The sequence below is a fragment of the Amycolatopsis granulosa genome (genome assembly GCF_011758745.1).
GTDB classification, from domain to species: domain Bacteria; phylum Actinomycetota; class Actinomycetes; order Mycobacteriales; family Pseudonocardiaceae; genus Amycolatopsis_E; species Amycolatopsis_E granulosa.
In genome coordinates this window covers 1,727,827-1,753,641 of sequence record NZ_JAANOV010000001.1, presented here as the reverse complement: position 1 = coordinate 1,753,641, position 25,815 = coordinate 1,727,827, and the positions used below count along the sequence as shown (strand labels likewise).

General features: G+C 71.4%; 26 protein-coding genes and 2 tRNA genes. 19 read left to right on the top strand and 9 right to left on the bottom strand.

The features are described 5' to 3' along the window. The first annotated feature begins 560 nt into the window (after positions 1-560). From FHX45_RS08440 to FHX45_RS08425, 4 genes are read left to right on the top strand one after another with little or no spacing between them, the layout of a single operon-like run. Positions 561-5,531, top strand: a complete 4,971-nt coding sequence (locus tag FHX45_RS08440; RefSeq protein ID WP_167098352.1) for an NAD-glutamate dehydrogenase — start codon at positions 561-563, stop codon at positions 5,529-5,531. 10 nt (positions 5,532-5,541) lie between these two features. Continuing rightward, on the top strand, positions 5,542-5,964 hold the full coding sequence (locus FHX45_RS08435) for a thioesterase family protein (RefSeq protein WP_167098349.1): 423 nt from the start codon (positions 5,542-5,544) through the stop codon (positions 5,962-5,964). Then, positions 5,961-6,605 (top strand): DUF8010 domain-containing protein, encoded by a 645-nt coding sequence (locus tag FHX45_RS08430; protein ID WP_167098346.1) that lies wholly within the window; start codon positions 5,961-5,963, stop codon positions 6,603-6,605. Before FHX45_RS08435 ends, FHX45_RS08430 begins: the two co-directional genes overlap by 4 nt. 38 nt (positions 6,606-6,643) lie before the next feature. Continuing rightward, on the top strand, positions 6,644-7,483 hold the full coding sequence (locus FHX45_RS08425) for an LLM class F420-dependent oxidoreductase (protein WP_167098343.1): 840 nt from the start codon (positions 6,644-6,646) through the stop codon (positions 7,481-7,483). Between the two features lie 42 nt (positions 7,484-7,525). Here the strand turns inward: FHX45_RS08425 and FHX45_RS08420 are convergent, their stop codons facing one another. Further along, positions 7,526-7,909 carry a globin gene (locus FHX45_RS08420; RefSeq protein WP_167098339.1) on the bottom strand — a complete coding sequence of 128 codons (384 nt, stop codon included), beginning with the start codon at positions 7,907-7,909 and terminating at the stop codon, positions 7,526-7,528. A gap of 13 nt (positions 7,910-7,922) precedes the next feature. After that, a complete protein-coding gene (locus FHX45_RS08415) occupies positions 7,923-8,882 on the bottom strand; it encodes a mechanosensitive ion channel domain-containing protein (protein ID WP_167098337.1) in 960 nt (319 codons plus the stop codon). A gap of 373 nt (positions 8,883-9,255) precedes the next feature. Here FHX45_RS08415 and FHX45_RS08410 point away from each other — a divergent pair, with 373 nt between their 5' ends. The 4 genes from FHX45_RS08410 (at position 9,256) to FHX45_RS08395 (ending at position 11,147) form a co-directional block, all read left to right on the top strand. Then, a complete protein-coding gene (locus FHX45_RS08410) occupies positions 9,256-9,753 on the top strand; it encodes an HNH endonuclease (RefSeq protein WP_167108617.1) in 498 nt (165 codons plus the stop codon). Between the two features lie 178 nt (positions 9,754-9,931). After that, entirely contained in the window at positions 9,932-10,093 is a 162-nt protein-coding gene (locus FHX45_RS27760) for a hypothetical protein (RefSeq protein WP_208405850.1), read from the top strand. A gap of 318 nt (positions 10,094-10,411) precedes the next feature. Beyond that, positions 10,412-10,681, top strand: a complete 270-nt coding sequence (gene ctaJ / locus FHX45_RS08400) for an aa3-type cytochrome oxidase subunit CtaJ (RefSeq protein ID WP_167098331.1) — start codon at positions 10,412-10,414, stop codon at positions 10,679-10,681. Next, a complete protein-coding gene (locus FHX45_RS08395) occupies positions 10,668-11,147 on the top strand; it encodes a DUF5130 family protein (protein ID WP_167098328.1) in 480 nt (159 codons plus the stop codon). Before ctaJ ends, FHX45_RS08395 begins: the two co-directional genes overlap by 14 nt. A 142-nt stretch (positions 11,148-11,289) precedes the next feature. Here the strand turns inward: FHX45_RS08395 and pepN are convergent, their stop codons facing one another. Then, entirely contained in the window at positions 11,290-13,854 is a 2,565-nt protein-coding gene (gene pepN / locus FHX45_RS08390; RefSeq protein ID WP_167098325.1) for an aminopeptidase N, read from the bottom strand. 137 nt (positions 13,855-13,991) lie between these two features. On the opposite strand from pepN, the gene FHX45_RS08385 reads away from it, so the two are divergent. After that, the gene (locus tag FHX45_RS08385; protein WP_167098322.1) at positions 13,992-14,600 is read left to right on the top strand and encodes a mycothiol-dependent nitroreductase Rv2466c family protein; all 609 of its coding nucleotides are present in this window, start codon (positions 13,992-13,994) and stop codon (positions 14,598-14,600) included. Here FHX45_RS08385 and FHX45_RS08380 read toward each other — a convergent pair. Next, complete coding sequence (locus tag FHX45_RS08380; protein ID WP_243868959.1) at positions 14,587-15,351, bottom strand: MBL fold metallo-hydrolase; 765 nt, start codon at positions 15,349-15,351, stop codon at positions 14,587-14,589. The two genes, FHX45_RS08385 and FHX45_RS08380, sit on opposite strands and share 14 nt — an antisense overlap. Before the next feature lie 116 nt (positions 15,352-15,467). Here FHX45_RS08380 and FHX45_RS08375 point away from each other — a divergent pair, with 116 nt between their 5' ends. Both FHX45_RS08375 and FHX45_RS08370 read left to right on the top strand, forming a co-directional pair. After that, positions 15,468-15,938: a ribose-5-phosphate isomerase gene (locus FHX45_RS08375; protein ID WP_341771393.1), complete on the top strand. Its 471-nt coding sequence runs from the start codon at positions 15,468-15,470 to the stop codon at positions 15,936-15,938. Continuing rightward, entirely contained in the window at positions 15,938-16,747 is an 810-nt protein-coding gene (locus FHX45_RS08370; protein WP_167098316.1) for an Fpg/Nei family DNA glycosylase, read from the top strand. The genes FHX45_RS08375 and FHX45_RS08370 overlap by 1 nt, the downstream gene beginning before the upstream one ends. A 45-nt stretch (positions 16,748-16,792) precedes the next feature. On the opposite strand, the gene FHX45_RS08365 is transcribed toward FHX45_RS08370, so the two are convergent. After that, positions 16,793-17,605, bottom strand: coding sequence for a hypothetical protein (locus tag FHX45_RS08365; protein ID WP_167098313.1), 813 nt, complete (start codon positions 17,603-17,605; stop codon positions 16,793-16,795). A gap of 125 nt (positions 17,606-17,730) precedes the next feature. Between FHX45_RS08365 and FHX45_RS08360 the strand changes: the two genes are divergently transcribed. The 3 genes from FHX45_RS08360 to FHX45_RS08350 are packed head-to-tail and all read left to right on the top strand — an operon-like array spanning position 17,731 to position 19,829. Next, complete coding sequence (locus tag FHX45_RS08360) at positions 17,731-18,477, top strand: dienelactone hydrolase family protein (protein WP_167098310.1); 747 nt, start codon at positions 17,731-17,733, stop codon at positions 18,475-18,477. Between the two features lie 21 nt (positions 18,478-18,498). After that, a complete protein-coding gene (locus tag FHX45_RS08355) occupies positions 18,499-19,368 on the top strand; it encodes an LLM class F420-dependent oxidoreductase (RefSeq protein WP_167098307.1) in 870 nt (289 codons plus the stop codon). A 14-nt stretch (positions 19,369-19,382) separates the two neighbouring features. Further along, on the top strand, positions 19,383-19,829 hold the full coding sequence (locus FHX45_RS08350; protein ID WP_167098304.1) for a nuclear transport factor 2 family protein: 447 nt from the start codon (positions 19,383-19,385) through the stop codon (positions 19,827-19,829). 3 nt (positions 19,830-19,832) lie between these two features. Here FHX45_RS08350 and FHX45_RS08345 read toward each other — a convergent pair whose 3' ends face one another. Continuing rightward, positions 19,833-20,375 carry an AAA family ATPase gene (locus FHX45_RS08345; RefSeq protein WP_167098301.1) on the bottom strand — a complete coding sequence of 181 codons (543 nt, stop codon included), beginning with the start codon at positions 20,373-20,375 and terminating at the stop codon, positions 19,833-19,835. A gap of 103 nt (positions 20,376-20,478) precedes the next feature. Between FHX45_RS08345 and FHX45_RS08340 the strand changes: the two genes are divergently transcribed. Further along, positions 20,479-20,646 carry a hypothetical protein gene (locus tag FHX45_RS08340; protein WP_167098298.1) on the top strand — a complete coding sequence of 56 codons (168 nt, stop codon included), beginning with the start codon at positions 20,479-20,481 and terminating at the stop codon, positions 20,644-20,646. Between the two features lie 177 nt (positions 20,647-20,823). On the opposite strand, the gene FHX45_RS08335 is transcribed toward FHX45_RS08340, so the two are convergent. Continuing rightward, a tRNA-Gly gene (locus FHX45_RS08335) sits at positions 20,824-20,894 on the bottom strand. A gap of 82 nt (positions 20,895-20,976) precedes the next feature. Between FHX45_RS08335 and FHX45_RS08330 the strand changes: the two genes are divergently transcribed. After that, positions 20,977-21,053: transfer RNA gene (locus FHX45_RS08330), tRNA-Pro, on the top strand. 79 nt (positions 21,054-21,132) lie between these two features. On the opposite strand, the gene FHX45_RS08325 is transcribed toward FHX45_RS08330, so the two are convergent. Further along, positions 21,133-22,092: a DNA polymerase domain-containing protein gene (locus tag FHX45_RS08325; protein WP_167098296.1), complete on the bottom strand. Its 960-nt coding sequence runs from the start codon at positions 22,090-22,092 to the stop codon at positions 21,133-21,135. Positions 22,093-22,169: 77 nt separating this feature from the next. Here FHX45_RS08325 and FHX45_RS08320 point away from each other — a divergent pair, with 77 nt between their 5' ends. Beyond that, on the top strand, positions 22,170-23,276 hold the full coding sequence (locus FHX45_RS08320) for a protein kinase domain-containing protein (RefSeq protein ID WP_167098293.1): 1,107 nt from the start codon (positions 22,170-22,172) through the stop codon (positions 23,274-23,276). 3 nt (positions 23,277-23,279) lie between these two features. Here the strand turns inward: FHX45_RS08320 and FHX45_RS08315 are convergent, their stop codons facing one another. After that, a complete protein-coding gene (locus tag FHX45_RS08315; RefSeq protein WP_167098290.1) occupies positions 23,280-23,738 on the bottom strand; it encodes a GNAT family N-acetyltransferase in 459 nt (152 codons plus the stop codon). An 86-nt stretch (positions 23,739-23,824) separates the two neighbouring features. On the opposite strand from FHX45_RS08315, the gene FHX45_RS08310 reads away from it, so the two are divergent. Both FHX45_RS08310 and FHX45_RS08305 read left to right on the top strand, forming a co-directional pair. Next, on the top strand, positions 23,825-24,358 hold the full coding sequence (locus FHX45_RS08310) for a DUF1360 domain-containing protein (RefSeq protein WP_167098287.1): 534 nt from the start codon (positions 23,825-23,827) through the stop codon (positions 24,356-24,358). A 56-nt stretch (positions 24,359-24,414) separates the two neighbouring features. Beyond that, the gene (locus tag FHX45_RS08305; RefSeq protein WP_167098284.1) at positions 24,415-25,803 is read left to right on the top strand and encodes an aldehyde dehydrogenase family protein; all 1,389 of its coding nucleotides are present in this window, start codon (positions 24,415-24,417) and stop codon (positions 25,801-25,803) included. Positions 25,804-25,815: the final 12 nt, after the last annotated feature.

Here is a 25,815-nt window from a genome sequence, read left to right as displayed (position 1 = left end):
TGCCGCGGGCGGACCGCGAAGCCACACCGGCACGGCGACGCGATCCCGGGCCGGGGCACGCGCCTGGGCTGGTGGACGCCGCGCTTGGTTCTGCCCGGTTGCCGCGGGGCGTACCACCGCACCGGTGGGCTGCGCGCGACGCGGAATCGGCGTGGCCGTGGGCTCTGCCAAGCGGGAGCCGAGGGTCCGGACGTGTTCGCGTCGGCCGCGCTGCTGGAGCGCGAAACCGTCGGGACGGCCCGTTGTGGCTCTGGCCACATCTCGGCCGCGCCGTGGACGCGCGCGGCCCGGTGGGCATGCCCATGAGTGGTCGTGCGGGGCCAAGTGCCACAGGTGGCGCGGTCGCGAGCCGCTGGGCGCTGAGCAGCCGGCGGCGCGCTGCGGGAGCCGAGCGGCAGCCGACCCGGTACGGGCACCGCACGAGCACGCGCCACCCGCGCCCCGATTGTGCATCGATTCAACGATCCGATGGTCCGACGTGAGCACGATTTACGAGCTGGTTATGGTGGTGTTCGTTCAGCGTCACGCGCGCGATCAGACTCGGTGGAGAGTTGCCTGAGATGAGCTCGTCAAGAGTGTCCGTCCGCCCCGGAACCACGTCCGGAACAGCCCCCGACAACCGCCAGCGACCCGCCAGCCCGGAGCAGATCCGGGACGAGCTGATCGAAGCCGCGGCCCGGCACGCGCCGGACATCGCAGACCTCATCCACCTCTACTACCGCCACATCCCCGCCGACGAGATCCTGGGCGACGACCCGGTCGACCTCGTCGGCGCGGTGCGTTCGCACCAGGAGTTCGCCCGCAACCGCATGCCGGGACGGCCCGCGGTGCGCCTGCTCAACCCCACGACCGCCGAGGACGGCTGGACCCGCGACGCCACCGTGGTGCAGATCGTCACCGACGACATGCCCTACCTGGTCGACTCGATCACCGCCAAGCTCGCCCGCGACGGCGTCCAGGTGCAGCGTCTCGTGCACCCCATCGTCGCCGTCACGCGGGACATCACCGGGGAGCTGATCAAGGTCCACCCGGCGGCCGACGTGGCGGACCCGCCGGACGGGGCGATGCTCGAGTCCTGGATGTACGTCGAGATCGACCTGATCACCGACCTCAACCGCGCTCGCGAGCTGGACACCCACCTCGCGTCCGTGCTCGGCGACGTCCGCGAGGTCGTCGAGGACACCGACAAGATGATCCAGGCCGCGGAGGGCCTCGCCGCCGAGCTCGACGCCACGCCGCCGCCCTTGCCCGCCGATGAGGTGGGCGAGGGTGCCGCCCTGCTGCGGTGGCTCGCCCGCGGCCACTTCATGTTCCTCGGCTACCGCCGCTACGAACTGGTCGAGGACCCCGACCCGGGCACCGACGAGCCCGCCCTGCGTGCCGTCCTCGCCTCCGGCCTCGGCGTCCTCCGGCAGGACAGCCTCGCCGCGCGCAGCCTGACCGCCGGCCCGGACAGCGCCGCCACCGCCCTCGCGCCGCACCTGCTCGTCCTCACCCAGGCCAGCGCGCCCTCCACGGTGAACCGTCCGGTCTACCCGTACTACGTGGGTGTGAAGACCTTCGACGACCGCGGCAACGTCAGCGGCGAGCACCGGTTCCTCGGCATGTTCACCACTTCCGCGCTGCACGAGGACGTCCTGGACGTGCCCGTGGTGGCCCGCAAGGTGCGTGAGGTCATCCACCGCGCCGGCTTCCCGATGGAGTCCTACTCCGGCCAGCGCATGCTGGAGGTTCTGCAGAACTGGCCGCGTGCGGACCTGTTCTCCGCCGACCTCGACTCGCTCTACTCGACCGCGGTCGGCGCGATCACGCTGTCCGACCGCCGTCGGCTGCGGCTGTTCCTGCGCCGGGACACCTTCGGCCGCTTCTACTCGTGCCTGGTGTTCCTCCCGCGCGACCGCTACACCACCCGCTCCCGCCTGGCGATGCAGGAGGTCCTGCTCGCCGAGCTCGAGGGCACCCATCTCGAGTACGGGACGCGGGTCGGCGAGACGGCGCTCGCGCAGGTGCACTTCATCGTGCACACCGACCCGTCCAGCCGCGTCGAGCCGGACGTGCTGCGCATCCAGGAGCGTCTCAACGCCGCGGTGCGCAACTGGGACGACCTGATGGTCGAGGCGATCCTCGCGGAACGGCGTGAGCGGGCCGGCGAGGCCGGCCGCACCACCGCCACCCTGGGCGAGGAGTCGGCCACCGAGCTGGGCCAGCGCTACTCCGGCATCTTCCCGGAGGCGTACAAGGAGGACTTCACCGCGGTCGAGGCGCTGGCGGACCTGCGCAAGCTGGAGAGCCTGTCCGGCCCGGACGACCTGGCGATGTCGTTCTACACACCGGAGGGCGCCGAGCCGGGGGAGCGGCGGTTCAAGCTCTACCTGCTCGGTGAGGGCGTCACGCTGTCGGCCGTGCTGCCCGTGTTGCAGCGGATGGGCCTGGAGGTCGTCGACGAGCGGCCCTACGAGCTGCGCCGCTGGGACGGCACCCGATCCTGGGTGTACGACTTCGGCTTGCGGATCGGCCTGACCGACCTCGGTGACGCCGAGCACGACCTGCGGGAACGGTTCCAGGACGCGTTCGCCGCCGCCTGGCGGGGTGACTGCGAGGTCGACGACTTCAACGCGCTCGTGCTGCGCGCCGGGCTGACCTGGCGTCAGGCGGCGGTGCTGCGGGCCTACTCGCGGTACCTGCGCCAGGCCGGCACGCCGTACTCGCAGGAGTACATCCAGCGCGCCGTCCTCGCCCACACCGATATCGCCACCGAGCTGGTGCGGCTGTTCGAGCACCGGTTCGACCTGGCCACCGACCCGGCCGCGGACTCGCAGACCGACGCGCTCGTCGACGAGATCTCGACGATGATCGACGGCGTCACCAGCCTGGACGAGGACCGCATCCTGCGGCGCCTGCTGTCGGTCATCTGCGCGACGCTGCGCACCAACTACCGGGTCACCGACGCCGACGGTCGTCCCCGCCCGTACCTCGCGCTCAAGCTGGACCCGCAGCGCGTGCCGGACCTGCCCGAGCCGCGGCCGCGGTTCGAGATCTTCGTGTACTCGCCGCGCGTGGAGGGCGTGCACCTGCGCTTCGGTTCGGTCGCCCGTGGTGGGCTGCGCTGGTCGGACCGCCGGGAGGACTTCCGCACCGAGATCCTGGGCCTGGTCAAGGCGCAGGCGGTGAAGAACGCGGTCATCGTGCCGGTCGGCGCGAAGGGCGGGTTCGTGGTGAAGCGGCCGCCGGTGCCCACCGGCGACCCGGGGGTGGACCGGGACGCGCACCTGGCCGAGGGCATCGCCTGCTACCGCATGTTCATCTCCGGGCTCCTCGACCTCACCGACAACCTCGTCGAGGGCCGTACGGTGCCGGCGCAGGATGTGGTCCGGTACGACGGTGACGACAACTACCTGGTGGTCGCCGCGGACAAGGGCACCGCGACGTTCTCCGACATCGCCAACGAGGTGTCCGCGAACTACGGCTTCTGGCTGGGCGACGCATTCGCCTCGGGCGGTTCGATCGGCTACGACCACAAGGCGATGGGCATCACCGCGCGTGGTGCGTGGGAGAGCGTGAAGCGGCACTTCCGCGAGCTGGGTGTGGACACCCAGAGCCAGGACTTCACGGTCGTCGGCATCGGTGACATGGCGGGTGACGTGTTCGGCAACGGCATGCTGCTGTCCGAGCACATCCGGCTGGTGGCCGCCTTCAACCACCTGCACATCTTCCTCGACCCGAACCCGGATGCGGCGTCGTCGTTCCGGGAGCGCAAGCGGCTGTTCGAGCTGCCGCGCTCGTCGTGGGAGGACTACGACCGTTCCCTCATCAGCGAGGGCGGCGGGGTGTTCTCCCGCAGTGCCAAGACGATCCCGGTGTCCCCGCAGGTGCGTCAGGCACTCGGCCTGGCCGACGACGTCACGCAGCTCGCGCCGGCCGACCTGATCCGCGCGATCCTGCTCGCGCCGGTGGATCTGCTGTGGAACGGCGGCATCGGCACCTATGTCAAGGCCGAAACGGAAAGCCACGCCGACGCCGGCGACAAGGCCAACGATGCGGTGCGCGTGAACGGCAACGAGCTGCGGGTCAAGGTGGTCGGCGAGGGCGGCAACCTGGGTCTGACCCAGCGGGGCCGCATCGAGTTCGCCCGTACCGGCGGCAAGATCAACACCGACGCGCTGGACAACTCGGCAGGGGTGGACTGCTCCGACCACGAGGTCAACATCAAGATCCTGCTCGACCACCTGGTGAGCAGCGGTGCGCTGGACCGCGAGCAGCGCAACGCCCTGTTGCACGAGATGACCGACGAGGTCGGCCGTCTGGTGCTGGCGGACAACTACCACCAGAACGCGGTGCTCGGCGTCAGCCGGGCGCACGCGGTGCCGATGCTTCCGGTGCACGCCCGGCTGGTGGCGAACCTGGAGAAGGCCGGGGCGCTGGACCGCAAGCTGGAGGCACTGCCCAGCAAGCAGCAGTTCCAGGCGCTGGAGAAGGCCGGTCAGGGCCTCACCTCGCCGGAGCTGGCGACGCTGCTGGCGCATGTGAAGCTGGAGCTGAAGGACGAGCTGCTGGCCAGCGACCTGCCGGACGCCGAGGTGTTCGCGCGGCGCCTGCCCGAGTACTTCCCGCAGCCGCTGCGGGAACGGTTCGGCGACCGCATCGGCGAGCACCCGCTGCGCCGCCAGATCATCACCACGCTGCTGGTCAACGAGGTGGTCGACGGCGCGGGCGTGTCCTACGCGTACCGGCTGGCCGAGGAGATGAACGCGACCGCCACCGACGCGGTGCGCGCGTACACGATCGTCACGCGCGTGTTCAACCTCAACGAGCTGTGGAACGACATCCACGCCCTGGACAACACGGTGCCCACCGAGGTCCAGGACGAGATGATGCTGGAGTCGCGGCGGCTGCTGGACCGCGCCGCGCGCTGGTTCCTCGCCAACCGCCCGCAACCGCTGGCCGTGGGCGCGGAGATCTCGCGGTTCGGGCCGGTCGTCGCCGCGCTGGCGCCGAAGGCGGACACGCTGCTGCGTGGCCGCGAGGCCGACGCGGTCCGCGCGCAGGCCGACCGGTACGCCGAGGCCGGGGTGCCGCGTGAGCTGGCGTTGCGGGTGGGCGTGCTGCTCGACGCCTACGGCCTGCTCGACGTCGTCGAGGTGGCCGAGCTGGCCGTCCGGGAGGCCGGGGTGGACGCGGAGAGCAGCCCCGAGGACGCGGCGCGGCTGTACTACGCGCTGTCCGCGCACCTGGACGTCGACCGGCTGCTCACGTCGATCAGTGCGCTGGAGCGGGGCAACCGCTGGCACGCGCTGGCGCGGCTGTCGCTGCGGGACGACGTGTACTCCTCGTTGCGGGCGATCACGCTGGACGCGTTGCGGCACAGCGATCCGGAGGACGACACCGACAGCAAGATCGCGCAGTGGGAGAAGACGAACGCGTCCCGGCTGGCCCGGGCGCGGGTCGCGCTCGACGAGATCAACCAGTCGGGCCGTCTCGACCTCGCGACGCTGTCCGTCGCCGCCCGCCAGCTGCGGAGCACGGTGCGGTAGGAATAACGGGGTGTACGTAGCGACGGTGCGGCCCCGCTGGTCGGACATGGACGTGTTCGGGCACGTCAACCACGCGAACATGGTGACGTTGCTCGAAGAAGCACGCGTGCCGTTGTTGTTCGACGAAGCGGGCCGCGCCGGGCTCGCGGAGTTCGCGAAGGGCATGGTCGTCGTCCGGCTGGCCGTGCACTACCGGGCCCCGATCGTGGTGGGCGGGCAGGAGATCCGGGTGGAGATCTCGCTGAAGGACCTGAAGTTCGCGTCGCTGACCCTGGACTACCGGGTGCACGACGGTCCGGATGCCGGGTCGCCGGTCGCGGTCACCGCCGAGACCGTCCTCGCGCCCTACGACGTCACCACCGGCCGGCCGCGCCGCCTGACCCCGGAGGAACGCGCGTTCCTGCGGACCCGGCTGACGGAGGCGGGCGCGTGACCGAGCTGCACATCCCCGACCGGGGCGACCGCGAGACGCTCGGGGCCTTCGTGGCCCGGGCGGTGCGGCTGGACGGCCAGGCCGCGGTGCGGTTGCGCAACCGCGGCACCGGTGTCGTCGGCATCGTCGAGGCCTGGGTGTCCACTCCGTTCGACTGCCTGGCGACGCGGGCCGTGCACGGCGAGGTCGAGCCGGGCGATTTAACGGTGTCGGGCAACGAGCTGCTGGCGGCCCTGACCGTCGCCGGCGGCGAGCGGATGGACCCGGGGCCGCCGCGGGACCTGTTGTGGCACGGGGAACTGCCGGCCGGTGCCGGGTGGCAGCTGGTCGACGAGCTGCCCATGACGGTGATCAGCGACCTCACCGAACGCGGGGTGGCGCTCGCCAGGGAGAACGCCGGTCCGCACGGCACGCCGCCGGCGTCGCTGATGGATCAGGCCGTGCTGACGGTCAGCGCCGGTGATCTCGAGGTCAAGGTCCAGATGCGCTGCCTGTTCGCGCTGTCCGGGATGGGGTTCTTCGACTCGGCCATCCCGGACGACGTCATCCGCGTGACGGCGACGAACTCGTGGATGCGCCTGGACGCCCGCTACGGCGCCGTGGTGCGGCGGCGGCACGCGTTGCTGCCGCTGCTGTTCTGACTTGCGCTGGAGCTGCTCCAGGTCATTAGGGTCGGTTCATGCGCTTCGCGTTCAAGACCTCACCGCAGAACACCGAGTGGCCGGACATGCTCGCCGTGTGGCGGGCGGCCGACGACATCGAGACCTTCGAGTCCGGCTGGACCTTCGACCACTTCTACCCGATCTTCTCCGATCCGACCGGGCCGTGCCTGGAGGGGTGGGTGACGCTGACCGCGCTCGCGCAGGCCACGCGGCGGCTGCGGCTCGGCACCCTGGTGAGCGGTATTCACTACCGGCACCCGGCGCTGCTGGCCAACATGGCCGCCACGCTCGACATCGTCTCCGGCGGGCGGCTGGAGATCGGCATCGGCGCGGGCTGGAACGAGGAGGAGTCCGGCGCCTACGGCATGGAGCTGGGCACCGTCAAGCAGCGCAGCGACCGGTTCGAGGAGGCGTGCGAGGTGCTCGTCGGCCTGCTGACGCAGGAGACGACCACCTTCCAGGGCGAGTACTACCAGCTCACCGAGGCGCGCAACGAGCCGAAGGGCATCCAGCGCCCGCACCCGCCGATCTGCATCGGCGGCAGTGGCGAGAAGCGGACCCTGCGCACCGCCGCCCGGTTCGCGCAGCACTGGAACTTCGTCGGCGGTACCGCGGCGGAGTTCGCCCGCAAGCGCGACGTGCTGCACGCCCACTGCGCGGACATCGGCCGTGACCCGAAGGAGATCACGCTGTCCAGCCACGTGCGGCTGGGCGCCGACCGCGACTACGCCAAGGTCGCGGACGAGGCCGCCGCGCTCGGCGAGCAGGGCCTGGACCTGGCGATCGTCTACCTGCCGCCGCCGCACACCCCCGAGGTGCTGGAGCCGCTGGCGAACGAGCTGGCGAAGCTGGGCTGACGCCGGAGCCCGTGCCCGTCCCGGACGGGCACGGGAACCCGGTCAGACCCAGGAGTTCATCATGCTGTGCGCGGCCATCTCGAGGTAGTTCCACAGCTGGGTCTCCAGCGGCTCCGGCAGCCCGGCCTCGTCGACGGCGACGCGCATCGCGCGCAGCCACGCGTCCCGCTCGATCGGCCCGATCTTGAACGGCGCGTGCCGCATCCGCAGGCGCGGGTGTCCGCGCTGGTCGGAGTAGGTGTGCGGGCCGCCCCAGTACTGCATCAGGAACAGCCGCAACCGGTCCTCGGCCGGCCCGAGGTCCTCCTCCGGGTACAGCGGCCGGAGCACCTCGTCCTGCGCCACCTCGGCGTAGAACCGGGCGACGATCTTGCGGAACGTCGGTTCGCCACCGACGGCGTCGTAGAAGGACTGGGGCTCACTCATACCGGTCACCCCCTCATTGTGCCGTGGCCGTGGCGGACAGGACGCCGGATTCCTCCAGCGCCGTGAGGCATGCCGCGCGCAACTGGCGCTGCACGGCCCACTGGCGGCCCGGCCGCACCTTGACCGTCAGCCGCAGCTCGATGGTCTCCGGCGTGACCTTTTCCACGCCGAGCACCTCCGGCTCCTCGAGCAGGTCGACCGCCAGGGACTCGGTGGCGGCGGCCGCGTGCGCGGCCTCGGTCAGCACGGCTGTGGCGCGTTCCACATCGGCGCTGTAGCTCAGCGGCACGTCGACCAGGGCGATCGCGTAGCCCTGGCTGGAGTTGCCGACCCGGGTGACCTCGCCGTTGCGGACGTACCACACGGTGCCCTTGACGTCCCGGATCGTGGTGATGCGCAGGCCCACGGACTCCACCGTGCCGGTGGCCGGCCCGATGTCCACGACGTCGCCGACGCCGTACTGGTCCTCCAGCATCATGAACATGCCGGAGAGGAAGTCCTTGACCAGGTTCTGCGCGCCGAAGGCCAGTGCGATTCCGACCACACCGGCCGAGGCGAGCAGCGGGCCGAGGTTGATGCCCAGCTCGCCGAGGATGTAGATGGCCGCGAGACCGAGCACGACGAACGAGGTCAGCGATTTCAGCACCGACCCGATCGTCTTGGCGCGCTGGCGGCGCCGTTCGGCCACGACCGGGCCGAGGATGTCGGGGGCGCGTTCGCGCAGGGGGCGCAGGATCGTGGGCAGCTTGCCGCCGTTGCTCCGCGGCATCGTGGTGATCCGGTCGATCAGCTTGTGCAGCGCGAACCGGATGAGGAGGGCGACCAGGAGAATCAGGATGATCGTCAGTGGCTTGGCGATCAGCCAGTTGGCGGAGGCCGCCAGCCACTCGTTGTGGGTGATCTGGAACACTTGATAGCACCAGGTACCGGTCTGGTTGATGCACTCGGGTGCTTGGTCGAGCAGCGGCGTCACGGGGTTCGGGGATCCCTTTCTGGCCGTTTTCGCCCGTCGTCACGCGGACGTCGAACGAATTTCACAGGACACGTCTTCTAACACAGGTGCGCATCGGGTGTGATCTGTGGTCGACTATGGCTGCACCGGTGGAGGTGGTCGAGTGCCAGACCGACAACCGATCCCCCTCGGCGCCCCCGACCAGACGGTGGGCGGGCAGGCGCCGGAGGTAGCCCTGTGCGCTCACCAGGGTCAGGGGCCGCCCGGCGGCGGTCCGCAGCCCAGTGGGCCACCCCCCCGAGGTGGCCGCGTGAGCCGACCCTCGGGTCAGCGTAGAGGGCGGGATCCGGCTGGTTCCGGCACCCCCGGGGCGTTCGCCATGGGCAGGCGGCGTGTGCTGCTGCTCAACGCCACGTTCGAACCGCTGACCGCGCTTCCGCTGCGGCGGGCCGTGGTGCTGGTCATGTGCGGGAAGGCGGAGGTCGTGCACGGCGATCCGGCCGGGCTGACGCTGCACGCGGCGACGTTGTCGCTGCCCGTGCCGTCGGTGATCCGGTTGTCCACCTTCGTGCGGGTGCCCTACCGGGCGCAGGTGCCGCTGACGCGGGCGGGGCTCATGCACCGGGACCGCTACCGGTGCGCCTACTGCGGCGGCCGGGCCGAGACGATCGACCACGTGCTGCCCCGAAGCCGGGGCGGCCCGCACAGCTGGCAGAACTGCGTCGCGTGCTGCGCGAAGTGCAATCACCGCAAGGCCGACCGGCTCCTCGAGGAGCTGGGCTGGCGGCTCCGGGTCGTGCCGACCGCGCCGCGCGGCCCGCACTGGCGGCTGCTGGTGCACTCGGGCGACGCGGATCCGTTGTGGCAGCCCTACCTGGGTGTGGCGGCCTGAGCCGGGACCCCGGTGCCCCGGCTGTCCTGGTGAGCCGGGGCTTTCCGACCTGGTGGGTCTCGGTGGTGGTCCGGGCCGTCAGGCGGCGGTGACGCGAGTACCGCTGGTGACCCGCGTACCCCGGGTAACGCGGGTGCCGCGGGTCACCCGGGTACCCGCGGTGACCCGGGTGCCACGGGTGACTCTGGTCCCTCGCGTGACGCGGGTGCCGGCGGTCACCCGGGTGCCGCGCGTGACCCTCGTCCCCCGGGTGACGCGCGTACCGGCGGTGACGCGAGTGCCGCGGGTCACACGCGTGCCCCGGGTGGTGCAGGCGCTGGACGTGTCGATCAGTGACTGAGCGTGCCCGTCGTTGGTCTGAGCGAGGGTACGAAGCAGATTCATGATGAGTCCTCCCGGGACCTGTGCGATTACTCATGGGGAAGGGGAGCGGGGCGCAAGGCCCGTACAGGTGAAAAAGCTACGAGGAACTGCCGTGGTGAACAAGGCGACAGCGCCGGGTACGGCCGGCTGTACGTTGAGTTGCAACCTTTCGTTGGACCGCTGTTCAGCCCATCGCGCCAACGCCGGCACGACGCTCGGCGGACGGCCGCCCGGCGGCGAGGAGCGGTCGTGACCGGCTGCGGCGCGTCCGGGCCGGCCGGGCTACCCTGCTGACGTGAACATCGGAGAGACGATCCTGATCTTCGCGCTGATCCCGGCCGCGATCTACGGGGTGATCGCCCTGCTCACCCTGCGGTCGAAGCTGACCGGCACGCCGCGCTACCGGCCCGGGCAGGCCTGGGAGTACCCGCCGATGTGGTGGAGCGGCAACCCGGACGGTATCGGGACGGTGCACGACACGCACTCCGGCGAACCGGTGGAGGACAGGGACGCGAGCGGGAACGCGAGCGTGACGGCGGCAGGAGGAGCCCGTGGCAGCTGGTGAGCTGACCCGACAGCGAGGTTCGGACGAGGAGCAGGAGGTCGGGGTCGCCATTACCGCGACCGGCCGCCGCTCCGTGGCGCGGATGTACGAGCCCGCTGCTCCATCCAGCCCATTCACCACCATCCAGCTGGCCCGTCTCGACGAGGCCCTGACGCTCGCGAGCCGCGAGACGGGCATCGACTTCAGCGTCTACCTCGGCGAACTCGGCTCCGAGAGCCGCGCCCGCGCCGAGGAGCTGCACTCGACGATCAAGCCCAGCTCCGCGGACGCGGTGCTGATCGCGGTGTCGCCGGGCGAGCGGGTCGTGGAGATCGTGACCGGTTCGGAGGCGGTGCGGCGCCTCCCGGACCGCGGCGCGAAGCTGGCCGTGATGAGCATGGTCGCCTCCTTCAAGGAGGGCGACCTCATCGGCGGACTGGTCTCCGGCCTGCGCATGCTGGCCGACCAGGCTGGTTCCCGGCGCTAGAAGCACGAAAAGAGGGGCGGTCGCGTGAGCGGCCGCCCCTCTTTTCTGCGCCTTTTTCTGCGCCGGGGCGCCGGCCGGGTTGCCGGCGCCCCGTCTTCCCGCTGGGCTCTGTCCTACCGGCCTTTTCCTACTGGCCCTTTTCCTACTGGGCCTCGTCGAACTCCCGGGCGGCCAGGGCGCGCACGATGCCGGCCCGGCCCTCGGACACGAGCCGCCGGAGGGCTGCGGGATGCTCGCCGGCCAGCCACTCGTCGGCGGCCTCGACGGTCGCGTGCTCGACCGCCCAGGCCGGGAACAAGCCGACCACCGTGGGCTGCGCCCGCTCGCTCGACCGGCGGGACCAGACCTCGTCGATCGCCGCGAAGTAGGTGCTCACGTAGTCGGTGAGCAGGTCCTTCTGCCCCGGGTGGGAGAAGCCGCCGATGATGGCGTTGCTCATCGCGTTCGGCAGGTCGTCGTCGTAGACCGCGCGCTGCCAGGCTTCCGCCTTCGCCTCGGCGGTGGGCCGCAGGGCGCGGGCGTGCTCGGCGTGGCGACGGCCCGTCGCCGTGTCGTCACGCGCCAGCTCCGCGTCGATCTCCGCGTCGGCTGCCCGGCCGTGCGCCACCAGCGCGTTCAGCAACCGCCACCGCAGGTCCGCGTCCACGACCAGGCCCTCCAGCGGGTTCGACCCGTCGAGCCAGCCGGCCAGCACGTCGAGCGTCGCCTCGTCGAGGACCGAACCGGTGAGCGAGTTGACGAACGCCAGCTGGTGGTCCGAGCCCGGCTCGGCGCCCCGGGCCAGCTCCAGCAGCGTGCTGGTGTACCGCGGCCAGCCCTGCGCCGCCGCCCACGACGGCTGCGCGTAGGAGTTCAAGGCGGTCTGCGCCTGCAGCAGCAGCCGCTGCACGACACCGACCTCGGTCTCCGCGTGGATGCCGTGCAGCACGATCTGCAGGAAGTCCCGCGCCTTCAGTTCGGCCTCGCGGGTCATCTCCCACGCCGCCGACCAGCACAGGGTGCGCGGCAGCGGCTCGGTGATGTCGGCGATCCGGTCGACCAGCGTGGTGAGCGAACCGGTGTCCAGGCGCATCGTGCAGTAGGTCAGGTCGTCGTCGTTGACCAGCACCAGTGTGCCTGCCGGCTGCCCGGTTAGCTCCGGCACCTCGGTGCGCTCGCCCTCGACGTCCAGCTCCACCCGCTGCTTGCGGACCAGCTTGCCGCCCTCGTCGTCGTACACGCCGACCGCGATGCGGTGTGTGCGCAGCTCACCGGCACCCGGTTTGGCCCCGGTCTGCAGCACGGCGAAGGAGGTGAACCGGCCCTCGTCATCGGTCTCGAACACCGGTCGCAGCGAGTTCAGGCCGGTGGTCTCCAGCCACTGCGCGCTCCAGCCGGACAGGTCGCGGCCGGAGGCCTCCTCCAGCGCGCTGAGCAGGTCGGCCAGTGTCGCGTTGCCCCACGCGTGCTTGCCGAAGTACACCCGCAGCCCGGCCAGGAAGTGCTCCAGCCCGACGTAGGCGACCAGCTGCTTGAGCACGCTGGCGCCCTTGGCGTAGGTGATGCCGTCGAAGTTCACCTCGACCGCCTGCAGGTCCACGATGTCGGCCGCGATCGGGTGCGTCGAGGGCAGCTGGTCCTGCCGGTAGGCCCAGGACTTCTCGATGTTGGCGAAGCTGGTCCAGGCGTGCTCGTACTCGGTGGCCTCGGCCTGCGCCAGCACGCTCGCGAACGTCGCGAACGACTCGTTCAGCCACAGGTCGTCCCACCAGCGCATGGTGACCAGGTCCCCGAACCACATGTGCGCCATCTCGTGCAGCAGCGTCTCGGCGCGCCGCTCGTAGGCGTAGCGGGTGACGCGGCTGCGGAAGACGTAGTCCTCCAGGAACGTCACCGCGCCCGCGTTCTCCATCGCGCCGGCGTTGAACTCCGGCACGAACAACTGGTCGTACTTGCGGAACGGGTAGGGCGTGGCGAACGCCTCGTGGTAGAAACCGAAACCCTGCTTGGTCTCGGTGAACAGCCGCTCGGCGTCCATGTGCTCGGCGAGCGAGGCGCGGCAGTAGATGCCCAGCGGGATGGTGCCGTGCTCGTCGGTGTACTGGTCGTGCCATTCCGCGTACGGTCCGGCGATCAGCGCGACCAGGTAGGTGGAGATGCGCTCGGACACCGCGAACACCGTCCGCGTGGCGCCCTCGGCGGTCTTCTCGGTGCTTTCCACCGGCGCGTTGGACACCACCTTCCAGTCGCTCGGCGCGGTGACCGTCAGCCGGTAGGTGGCCTTGAGGTCGGGCTGGTCGAAGCAGGCGAACATGCGCTTGGCGTCGGCCGTTTCGAACTGCGTGTACAGGTAGACCGCGTCGTCGACCGGGTCGACGAACCGGTGCAGGCCCTCGCCGGTGTTCATGTAGCGGCAGTCCGCCTCGACGACCAGCTCGTTGGTTTCGGCGAGGCCGGGCAGTGTGATCCCGTCGTCCTCGACGTAGCCGGAGACGTCGAGCGCCTGGCCGTTCAGCGTGGCCGAGCGGACGGAACCGGCCACGATGTCGACGAACGTGCTCGCGCCCGGTCTCGTGGCGGCGAACCGGATCGTGGTCTTCGACTCGAAGCTTCTCTCGCCCGGGCCGCCGTTACCGTCCGTGAGATCGAGGGCGATGTCGTAGGACTCGACCTCGAGCAGTTCGGCACGCTCTTTGGCTTGGTCACGGGTCAGATTAGGGGCGGGCACAGGCACCTCGGAAACGCTCGCGGTTGTCATTCTCGGTGATCCCGCTATCCAATCATGCCCGGGCAGGGGAACAAGCGCCGTGCGCGCGGTGTTGCGCCGATGGAGAGCCCGCCCCACTTCCCACAGGGAGAACATCGATGACAGAGCGCACGCGCGTGGACTTCTACTTCGACCCGGTCTGCCCGTTCGCCTGGATCAGCTCGCGCTGGATCCTCGAGGTCGAGAAGCAGCGCGACCTCGACCTCAACTTCCGCGTCATGAGCCTCGCCGTCCTCAACGAGGGCCGCGACCTGCCGGCGGACTACCGGGAGCTGCTGGAGAAGGCTTGGGGCCCGGTGCGCGTGGCGACCGCGCTCGCGCAGGAGAAGGGCGAGGCGATCCTGCGGGACTTCTACACCGAGTTCGGCACCCGCTATCACAAGCAGGGCGACAAGGACATCCCGTCGGTCACCAAGCAGGCGCTGGAGGCCGTCGGCGCGTCCGCCGACCTGGCCGCGGCGGCCGGTTCGACCGAGTACGACGAGGCCCTGAAGAAGAGCCACCACGAGGGCATGGACCCGGTCGGCATGGACGTCGGCACCCCGACCATCCACATCGACGGTGTGGCGTTCTTCGGCCCGGTGCTGAGCTCGATCCCGCGTGGCGAGGACGCCGTCAAGGTGTTCGACGGCGCCCGCCTGCTCGCCGGCTATTCCGACTTCTACGAGCTCAAGCGCACCCGCAGCGGCGAGCTCAACTTCGACTGAGCTCGTCCCGCTGGGCCGCGACGAACTCGCGTCCGACCGGGTCCCCGTGCCCCGGCACGACCGTGCCGGGGCCCAGGGCGAGCAGGCGGTCCAGCGCGGCGGGCCAGCCCCGCGGATGGGCGTCGGGCCCGATCGACGGCGGCGCGCCCTGCTCGACGAGGTCACCGGCGAAGAGCACCCCGGCATCCGGTACGTGCACGGCCACGTCGTGGTCGGTGTGCGCGGGACCGGGGTGGATCAGCTCGACCGTCCGGCCACCGAGGTCGAGTTCGGCACGATCGGTGAGCAGGTGGTCCGGCAGGACCAGGCGCGCGGCGGCCAGCCGTCGGGCGAGTTCCGGTTGACCTTCGTCGTGGAAGCGGCGCTTCCACGCCTCCCGGTCGGCCGCACCCTCGCGCACCAGCGCGTCCCGGCAACGCTCGTGCGCCCAGATCGGGCAGGGCAGGAAGGCCGCGTTGCCGAAGTAGTGGTCGAAGTGGGCGTGGGTGATCACGACGGTCCACGGCAGCGGGGTGATCTCCCGGACCTCCGCCGCGAATTCCGCGCCCTGCACCTCGTCGCCCCCGGTGTCGATCACCAGGCACCGCTGCGCGCCGACGACCAGGCCGAGCGTCTGGTCGAGGTGCTCGTAGCGGCGGGCGTGCACCCCGTCGGCGAGTTCGAGCCAGGTCATGCCGCCCTCCAGCAGGTCGCCGACCAGTTCCACGTCGCGCTCGTGGCCGTTGGCGGTCAGTGCGCGACCGACGGACATTCTCGCAGTGCCGCCCGCATGTCCGCGCCGGCGTCAGTGATGGCGACACCGGCGTGGGCGAAGGTGTGTCCACCCCCAGCATGCCGGGGCCCGGCCCGGATGCGAGACTCCAACCCGTGCGCGTCTACTTGGGATCAGACCACGCCGGTTTCGAGCTGAAGAACCACCTGGTCGAGTACTTGAAGGGCCAGGGCCACGAGGTCACCGACATCGGCCCGGCCGTCTACGACGCCGCCGACGACTACCCGGCCTTCTGCATCGAGACCGCCCGCCGCGTGGTGGCCGACGAGGGCAGCCTGGGCATCGTCATCGGCGGTTCGGGCAACGGTGAACAGATCGCCGCGAACAAGGTGGCGGGCGCCCGGGCCGCGCTGGCCTGGAAGCCGGAGATCGCCGAGCTGGCCCGCCAGCACAACCACGCGCAGCTGATCGGCATCGGCGCCCGCATGCACACCGTCGACGAGGCCACCGCGATCGTCGACGCGTTCCTGTCGACCCCGCCGTCCGAGGACGAGCGGCACGTCCGCCGGATCCAGCAGATGCTCGACTACGAGCGCACCGGCACCCCGCCGCCGCTGCCCCGCTGATGCCCGAAGGGCATACCCTCCACCGGCTCGCCCGCCTGCACCAGCGGCGCTACGCGGGCGCGCCGGTCGGCGTATCGAGTCCGCAGGGCCGCTTCGCACGCGAAGCGGCCCTTCTGGACGGTCAGGTCATGCTCCGCGCCGAGGCGTACGGCAAGCACCTGTTCCACGACTTCGGCGCGATCGGATCCGTACACGTCCACTTGGGACTGTACGGCACGTTCACCGAGGCGAAGCTGCCGGAAACGCCGCCGGTCGGGCAGGTCCGGCTGCGGTTCTCCGGCCGGACACATTGGACGGACCTGCGCGGCCCCACCCGCTGCGAGCTGCTGACCCCGGGCGAGGTCGAGGCCATCGCGGCGCGGCTCGGGCCGGACCCGCTGCGCCGCGACGCCCGCCCGGACGAGGCGTGGCAACGGATCTCCGCGTCCCGCACCTCGATCGCCGCGCTGCTGATGAACCAGTCGGTGATCTCGGGGGTGGGCAACGTGTACCGCGCGGAAGTCCTGTTCCGGCACCGGATCCACCCGATGGTGCCCGGCCGTGCGGTGGACTCCGTGCAGTGGAAGGCGATGTGGGCGGATCTCGTCGCCCTGATGCGCAAGGGCGTGCGGATCGGCCGCATCGACACCGTCGACGACGAGCACCTGCCCGAGGTCACCGGCCGTGCGCCGCGGCAGGACCGGCACGGCGGCGAGGTCTACGTCTACCGGCGCACCGGACAGCCCTGCCTGGTGTGCGGCACGCCGATCGCCCACAGCGAGCTGGCCGGGCGGAACCTCTACTGGTGCCCCGTCTGCCAGGCGGCGTGACGCGGCGGGCCGGGCGGGGTGCCCGGCCCGCTGTTCGCTGACGCGTCAGATGTCGAAGCCGCCGCCGAAATCCCCGCCGCCGTCGAACCCGCCGAAGTCCCCGCCTCCGTCGAAGCCGCCGCCGTCGTACCCGGCGAAGTCCCCGCCGCCGTCGAAGCCCTGATCACCCGGGTCACCGCCGTCGCCGAAGTCGCCGCCCGCGTCCTCCTGGCCGGCGTCGTAACCGGACTCCCAGGCCGCGGCGCTCGCGATACCCGACATGCCACTGAACATCGCGCTGAACAGCAGCGCCGAGCCCAGCCCCCAGGCGCCCGCGACCAGCGCCGGCTTCCACCACGGCTCGCTGTACCACCCCTGTGGCACCGGCCGCCCGGCCACGCGTCCGCCCGGGTAGTAGTAGGGCGTCTCGTCGCCCGGCTGGGGCGAGGCGTGCAGGCGGCGCCCTTCGACGTCGACGCTGCGTTCCTCGGTGACCTTGCCGGCGCGCTCGCGCTCGACCTCCTCGGGCAGCTTGGGCCCCGGGTCCATGCCCATCGCCTCACGCGCCGCGCGCACGTAGTAGAGGCCCTCCAGCGCGGTCTCCTTGACCAGTTTGGCCTGCTCGGCCGTCCGCGCCTGCTCCAGCTGTGAGCCCGCCGCGTTGTACCGCTCGGACGCGTCCGCCAGCGCCTGCTTCGCCGGCTCGTTCGACCCCACGAGGTTGAGCACCTGGCCGCCCAGGCGCTCCACCAGGCGCCGGGCGTCGGCCTTGGCGTCGTCGAGCTGACGCTGCCGCGTCTTGGCCTGGCCCTTGGCGAAGTAGGCGATGCCGCCGACGACGAGGACGAGGAGCACGATCACGGTGATCGCGGTGCCCATGGCTCACTCCTGGTAGTTCGGTTCCTTGAACCGGACAACGCGGACGCCGTCGCGATGGTTCCCGGCGTTCCGCCCGCGGCGAACACCCGCCCTGCCGTGCCCGGCGATCACTACCGTCGGGACTCATGACGATTGCCACCCGCACGGTCGAGTACCCGGCCGACGGCCTGACGATGATCGGGCACCTCGCGCTCCCGGCCGGTACCGGTCGCAGGCCCGCGGTCCTGGTCGGGCCGGAGGGACCGGGGCTCAGCGACGTCGAGCGCCGCCGCGCCGATGCGCTCGCCGAGCTGGGATACGTGGCGCTGGCCTTCGACATCCACGGCGGGCGCTATCTGGCCGACCCGGAGGAGATGCTGGCCCGGTGCATGCCGCTGCTCGCGGACCCGGAGCGGATGCGCGACATCGGTCATGCGGCGCTGAAGGTGCTGTGCGCCGAACCACGGACCGACCCCGGCCGGGTCGCCGCCATCGGCTACGGCACCGGCGGCGCCATCGGGCTGGAACTCGGGCGCGACGGCGTCGACCTGCGGGCGATCGCGACGGTCAACGCGACGACCACGGGGCGGCCGGGCGAGGCGGCGCGCATTCGCTGCCCGGTGTGGGCCGGGGTCGGCTCGGAAGACCCGATCATGGCGCCGGCGCAGCGCGAGGCGTTCGCCGCCGAGATGCAGGACGCCGGCGTCGACTGGCGTCTGGTCACCTATGGCGGCGCTCTGCACGCCTTCCACCACCCGCCCGTCGACCAGCCGGTGGTCCCCGGCGTCGGCCACCACCCGCGGCACGCGCAGCGAGCCTGGCGCGACGTCCTGGACGTGCTCGCCGAGTGCCTGCCGGTCACGGAGCGATCCACCGAACTCGACGAAAACTAGAACACGTTATAGTCTCGGGGGATGAAGTTCACGCTCTCGGTCGCGATGAACCCCCTCGACCAGTTCACCGAGCTCGCGCGCACCGCGGAGGAATGCGGCTTCTCCGCGATCGCGCTGCCGGACTCGTTGTTCTACTCCGAACACGTGTCCGCGGAGTATCCGTATACCCCGGACGGCAGCCGGTTCTGGACCGCGGACACGCCGTGGGCGGACCCGCTCGTGGCGGTGGCGACGATGGCCGCGGTGACCGAGCGGATCGAGTTCTACACGTCGGTGCTCAAGCTCGGGTCCCGCAACCCGGTGCTGCTCGCGCGGCAGGTCGGGTCGGTCGCGGTGCTGTCCGGCAACCGGTTCGGGCTGGGGCTGGGTGTCGGCTGGTCACCCGAGGAGTTCGAATGGTGCGGTGCGCCGTACGCGAACCGGGGCAAGCGCGTGGACGAGGCCATCGAGGTGCTGCGGCTCATCCTCGGCGGCGGGATGGTCGAATACCACGGGAAGTTCTTCGACTTCGACAAGCTGCAGATGAGCCCCGCGCCGTCGAAGCGCGTCCCGTTCTACATCGGCGGCCACACCGAGGTGGCGTTGCAGCGTGCGGCGCGCGCCGGTGACGGCTGGTCCTCGGCGATGATGAAGTTCGACGACCTGCGCACCACGATCGCGCGGCTGTCGGAGTTGCGCGCGGAGTACGGGCGGGAGCGGGAACCGTTCGAGATCCAGGCGGTGTGCGTCGACAGGTTCGGGCTGGACGGGTACCGCGAGCAGGGCGAGATCGGGGTCACCGACATCATCACGCAGCCGTGGGTCTTCGAGGGCATCGGGTTCGGCGATCCGGCCGGACCCAAGAAGGACGCCATCCGCAGGTTCGCCGACGAGATCATTTCCCGGTTCTGAGGGGGTTCGCGATCATGGGTGTTTCGGTCTGCTGGGATGTCGAGGCGGAGCAGCCGCCGGCGCGGGCCGCGTCGTGGCGATCGATGAACGCGACCTGCCGCGGCGCGAAGGACGAGTGGCTGGCGTTGTTCGCGCCGGACGCGGTGGTCGAGGACCCGGTGGGGCCGTCGATGTTCGACGAGGAGGGCCGCGGGCACCACGGCCACGACGGGATCTCGGCGTTCTGGGACCTGACGATCGCGAAGGTCGAGCGGTTCGAGTTCGTGATCAAGGACTCCTTCGCGGCGGGCGACGAGGTGGCGAACGTCGGCACGATCACGACGTACCTGCCCGGCGGGTACCGCGTCGACACCGACGGCGTGTTCGTCTACCGCGTGAACGGCGAGGGGCTGGTGTTGTCGATGCGCGCGTTCTGGGAGACCGACCGCGCCATGGCGACGGCACGGCAGGTGAGCGGGTAGCCGTCAGGTCAGGTGGCGCAGCAGGGCTTGGTAGGTCCGCTCCACGTGGCCGTCCTCGACGTGGACGATCCGCGCTCCGGGCCGCGCCGATATCACGTCCAGCAGCCGGTCGTACATCGCCGGCACGTCGTCGAACCCGCGCCCGATCATCTCCTGGGCTTCGACGTGCAGTGGATCGGCGGCGGCGCGGGCGCGGTCGGCGAAGCGGCGCACCGTGTTCTCCTTGCTGTCGAGCAGCACGACCTCGTGGAACGTGGCGCCCACCTCGGCAACGAGGCGCTCGAGTTGTTCGATGAACGTCGTGCGGCCCAGGAACTGCGGGATCACCACATCGTGCCCGGAGGTCAGGTGAGCGCGTGCCGCGGCGAGCGCGATCCCGCGCGCGAGCCGGCCGGCGGCGTGCGGCTCGTCGCGCCACCCCCCGATCAAGCTCCGCACCCGGTCGACATCCAGGTTCAGCGCCAGCGGGTGATCGTCGACGTACCGCCGGGCGAGGGTCGACTTACCACACGCGGGCGGGCCGTTGAGCAGGATCAACGCCGGCACGTCCCGACCGTACCAACCTTGCTCGATGCCGGGCGGGCACCGACACGCGCGGGGCAGAAGAGAGCGGGCGACGGGAATCGAACCCGCGTAGCTTGGGGGGACCATGCCCGCGGCGTCGCGCTACGGCGGGGGCCGCCTGCTGGTCTGGGACATGCGGGGCAAGTCCTTTGTGGACTCGAGGGCTCCCACTTCCATGATCTCCGCCACACCCGCCGGCGCGACCACGCGGGAGCTGATGCCGCGGATGGGGCAGAGCACCGCGCGACGCTGATCTACCAGCGACGAGCGCCCGCGACCGGCAGATCGCCGACGAGCTGAACGCGTGTGGAGCGCTACCGGCAGAGCATGGGGAGCTAGTGGCACGGTAATGGCACGACAGCGACGAGCGGCGGCCCTCAGAACCGGGGACCGCCGCTCGTTGTGTGCTTTGACCTGCGGAGACAGTGAGAGCGGGCGACGGGAATCGAACCCGCACCACCAGTTTGGAAGACTGGGGCTCTACCATTGAGCTACGCCCGCATGCACCCGCATCGCACGGGCGCGTCTGCGAGTCTAGCGGCCCGCGCTAGAGTGATCGCACCGCCCCGGCCTCTGGGGCGACCGGGATGTGGCGCAGCTTGGTAGCGCATCCGCTTTGGGAGCGGAGGGTCGCAGGTTCAAATCCTGTCATCCCGACCAGTACGGATTGCCGTCCGGGCCGAAGCGGTTCGCACCCGGCGTGTGGCACACCCTGAGCAACGTGCTCACGCGCCGGGTGTCAGCCGCCGTGTTCGCGACGGGCTCGGGCTCGTCGTTTGCCCTCGTGCATGGCCTGCACGCGGGCGACGGGGATCGTGCGGCCGTGCTCGATCAGGTTCGCGGGCAGCTCCTGCGGCGCGGGCAGCGACGCGGCCCACGGGTCCTGCCCGTCCAGCAACCGCAACGCCTCGCGCAGCACGAAATCGCCCGGGGTGACGTTCGTCAGGTCGCTCCACGGCACCGGGAACGACACCGGCAGGCCCGGCCGCACCCGCGGGCTGTAGACCGCGACGACCGTCGCCCCGCCGGCACGCGTCGAGTCGAGGAACACCTTCCCGCCGCGGTCCTCCCGGATGAACGCCGTCGTCGCCAGGTCGGGGTCCAGCTTCTCGGCCCGCGCCGCCAGCGCCCGGGTCGCCGCCGCGGCTTGCTCGGCGTCCGCACCGCGCACCGGCACCACGACGTGCACCCCCTTCGCACCGCTCGTCTTCACCGCGCCCGCCAGACCGCAGTCGGCCAGCGCCTGGCGGACCAGCAACGCCGCCCGCACGGCCAGGCCGAACGCCGCCGAACCCTCGGGCGGGTCGAGGTCCAGTACCAGGTGTGTGGGCCGGTCCAGCTGCCCCGCGACGGCCAGCGTGGGGTGGTACTCGATCGCCCGCTGGTTGGCGAACCACAGCAGCGTGCGGCGGTCGTTGCACAACCCGTAGGTGACCTGCCGGTGGGAGCTCTCCGCCCACAGGCCCACCCGCGGCACCCACTCCGGCGTGTACTTCGGCAGGTTCTTCTGCATGAACGCGTCCTGGCCGCGCAGCAACCGGATCACCGACAGCGGCCGGTCCCGCAGCGCCGGCAGGATCCGCCCGGCGACCGCGTCCAGGTAGTCGACCAGGTCGCGTTTCGTGGCGCCCGCATCGGCGAACAGTGACTGATCGAGGTTGGTCAACGACACCCCGTCCCGCACCTCAGCGCTGCTCATGGCCACCACTCTCGCGGAAGCACGGCGCTGGGGCCACTCCTGGTTTGCCGGAACCCGCACCGGGGTAGCGCTCCGGTGTGGAAACGGGAGAGCGGTACCGGCTGGAGGAGCGGATCGGCGGCGGAGGCAGTGCCGATGTGCACCGCGCCTGGGACAGCGTGGCCGGGCGCGAGGTCGCGATCAAGCTCTTCCCCGCCGGCGCCACCCGCACCCAGCAGAAGCGGCAGGCGCAGGAGTTCCGCATCCTGGACCGGCTGCGGCACCCCGCTCTGGTGCCGTTGTACGACTCCGGCGTGCGGGACGGGCGCCCGTTTTTCGTGATGCGGCTCGTCGACGGCCCGACCCTGGCGGAACGGATCGCCGAGGGCCCCCTGACCGTGGACGAGACGATCGAGCTGGGGGCGCGGCTCGCGGACGCGCTCGCCTACGTGCACCGGGCCGGCATCACGCACCGGGACGTCAAGCCCGCGAACGTGCTGCTCTCCCCGGACGGCGCGGTGCTCGGTGACTTCGGCATCGCGCAGGGCCACGACAGCACGCGCTTCACCACGACGGGAACGGTGGTGGGTACCGCCGCGTACATGGCGCCCGAGCAGGTGCGGGGGGAACCGGTCGGTCCCGCCGCGGACGTCTATTCGCTCGCGCTGGTCCTGCTCGAATGCCTGTCCGGGCGGCGCGAGTACCCCGGGTCGCTGACCGAGTCCGCGGTGGCGCGGCTGCTCCGGCCACCGGTCGTGCCGGACGGGCTGCCCGCGCACGTCGCGGATCTGCTGCGCCGCATGGGAGATCGCGATCCGCAGGCGCGGCCGCAGGCGCACGAGGTCGCGGCCGTGCTGAGCGGGGTGACGCGCCCGCTGCCCCGTATCCGGCCCCGGAGGCGCCTGCGGGCGGCGGCCGGGTTCGCGTCGACGGCCGCGGCGGCCGCGTGCTCGCTGGTCCTCCTCGGCGGCGCCACCGCCGAAGCTCCGGCCTCCGCACCGGCCCCGGCCGTGGCCGCGCCGGTGGTCGCGCCGCCGATGACGAGCGACGCCCCGGCGCCGGTCGTGGACACCGCACCGGCGCGCACCGAGGCGGCGCACGTGGCGCCGCAGGACACCCAGGTCAAGGACAACCCGGGCAACGGCAACGGCAACGGCAATGGCAAGGCGAAGGGGCTGCACAAGAAGCCGCGCAAGGACAAGTGAGGCTCACAGCGTCTTGGTCATGTGCACGAGAGCGCCGTCGTGGAACGGCTCCTGGCGGTCCACCCGATAGCCCAGCCGACGGTAGAAGCGGATGTTCTCGGTGAACAGGGCGTTGGTGTAGAGCTGCACGCCGGGCAGGCCCATCGTTTGCGCCACCAGGTCGGCGTGCCGCATCAGCAGCCGCCCGTAGCCCGTCCCCTGCGCCGACGGCCGCACCGCCACGTTCTCGATGAGCAGGTGGTCCACCGCGGGGATCATCTCGATCAACGCGACCAGTTCGTCGTCGTCGTAGAGCAGGTCGATCTGGTGGGCGGTCACGGCCTGCCGGTAGTCGGCCCGCATCGGGAGGGGTTCCCGCCGGATCAGGTCCACCCACTTGGCATAGGCGGCGTGGACCAGATCGCGGATCGCGTCGGCGTCATCGGGTGTCGCGCGGCGGAAGAGGTACTTGTGGCCCGGCATTTCTCCTCCTTCGCGGCCTGGTGGTTGCCCGCCGACCTCGGGGGGTACCCGGTGCTCGCACGAACAGCCGAGCATCGGGAGAACGAATGGCGCAGCACGCCGGGATCCGGAACCTCGCGGCCGCGGGGCGTGCCGAGGCGGATACCTACCGGGGATCCAACGACCGCCCGCTGGGCGGCTATCTGGCCGTCATGCTCGTCTACACCTCGCTCGTCGCGGCGGCGGCGGTCGCGGCGGCCGTCACCGGCCGCAGACTGCCGCGGGACCTGCGTGTTTCCGACATCGTCCTGACCGCGATGGCTACCCACAAGCTGGCCCGCACCCTCAGCAAGGACGCCGTCACCAGCCCCCTGCGCGCCCCGTTCACCCGATACGCTGACACCGGCGGCCCGGCCGAGGTGATGGAAGAGGTGCGCAAGCCCTCCGGCCTCCGGCACAGCATCGGCGAACTGCTGACCTGCCCGTTCTGCCTGGACATGTGGGTGGTGACCGCGTTCACGATCGGCCACGTCTTCGTGCCCCGGCTCACCCGGCTGGTCACGGCCGCACTGTCCGCCCTGACCGGTGCCGACTTCCTGCAGCTGGCGTACGCGAAGGCGCAGCAGATCGCGGAGGGCTGAGTCCCGGGTGTCGGGGCGCAGCAGCAGGGGTACTCGCACCGCGGACAGGAGGTGCGATGACTGAGCTGATGAGCCGTGCGGACGCCCCGGGCACCCTCGAGGTGCACGACCCGGCCAGCGGTGAGCTGGTGGGACGTGTCACCGCCGCCACCGAGCAGGAGGTGGCCGGTGCGGTGCGCGCGGCCCGTGAGGCGTTCGCGGCGTGGGCGCGCACGCCGGCGGCGGAGCGCGCGGAGGCGCTCAAGGCCGCGGCGAAGGAGCTGCGCGAGCGAGCGGACGAGCTGGCGGAGATGAACACGCGGGAGACCGGCAAACTGCCGGACGACGCGCGCGGCGGAGTGCTCGCCGGGGCCGGCACGCTGGAGCAGTACGCGGAGCTCGGGCCGGCCCACCGCGGGCGCAGCCTGCAGGGCGGCTGGGGCGCGACGGACCTGATGGTGCCCGGACCGCGCGGCGTGGTGGTGGCCCTGACCCCGTGGAACGATCCGGTCGCGGTCGCCTGCGGGCTGCTGGGTGCGGCGCTGGCAACCGGGAACGTCGTCGTGCACAAGCCGAGCGAGCGGTGCCCGCACGTCGGGCGGATGCTCAGCGAGCTGATCGCCCGCCACCTGCCGCCCGACGTCCTGCAGTGCCTGGACGGTGACGGTTCCGTGGGTGCGTGGCTCGCGGAGTGTGACGGCGTGGACGTGATAGCCCACGTGGGCAGCACCGCGACCGGGCGGTCGGTGGCGACCGCGGCGGCGCGGACCGGGGCGAAGGTGCTGCTGGAGAACGGCGGGAACGACGCGTTGATCGTGGACGCCGACGTCGATCCGCGGTGGGCGGCGTCGCAGGCCGCGCTCGGGGCCTTCGCCAACGCCGGGCAGATCTGCGTGTCGGTCGAACGGATCTACGTGCACCGCGAGATCGCGCGCGAGTTCCTGGCCGCGCTGGCCGAGGAGGCCCGCAAGCGGCCCACCGAGGTCCCGATGGGCCCGCTGGTGGACGAGCGCCAGCGCGCGCACGTGCACGACCACGTCCGCGATGCCGTCGAGCGGGGCGCGGAGGCGCTGGCCGGCGGCACGATGCCGGACGGACCCGGCGCGTACTACCCGGCGACCGTGCTGGCCGGCTGCACCCGGCAGATGCGGGTCATGACGGAGGAGACGTTCGGGCCGGTCGCGCCGGTGCAGGTGGTCGGTGACTTCGACGAAGCGCTGACGGAGGCGGCCGACGACCGCTACGGCCTGACCGCGACCGTGCTGACGAACTCGATGGCGCACGCCCAGCGCGCGTGGCGCGAGCTGCCGGTCGGGACGGTGAAGGTGAACGACGTCTTCGGTGGCGCGCCCGCGGGAGCGGCCCAGCCGCGCAACGCCAGCGGCGAGGGTTTCGGGTACGGGCCCGAGCTGCTGGACGAGATGACCGTGACGAAGGTCGTCCACATCGGACTGGCCGGCGGATGATGGCGGTGTGCG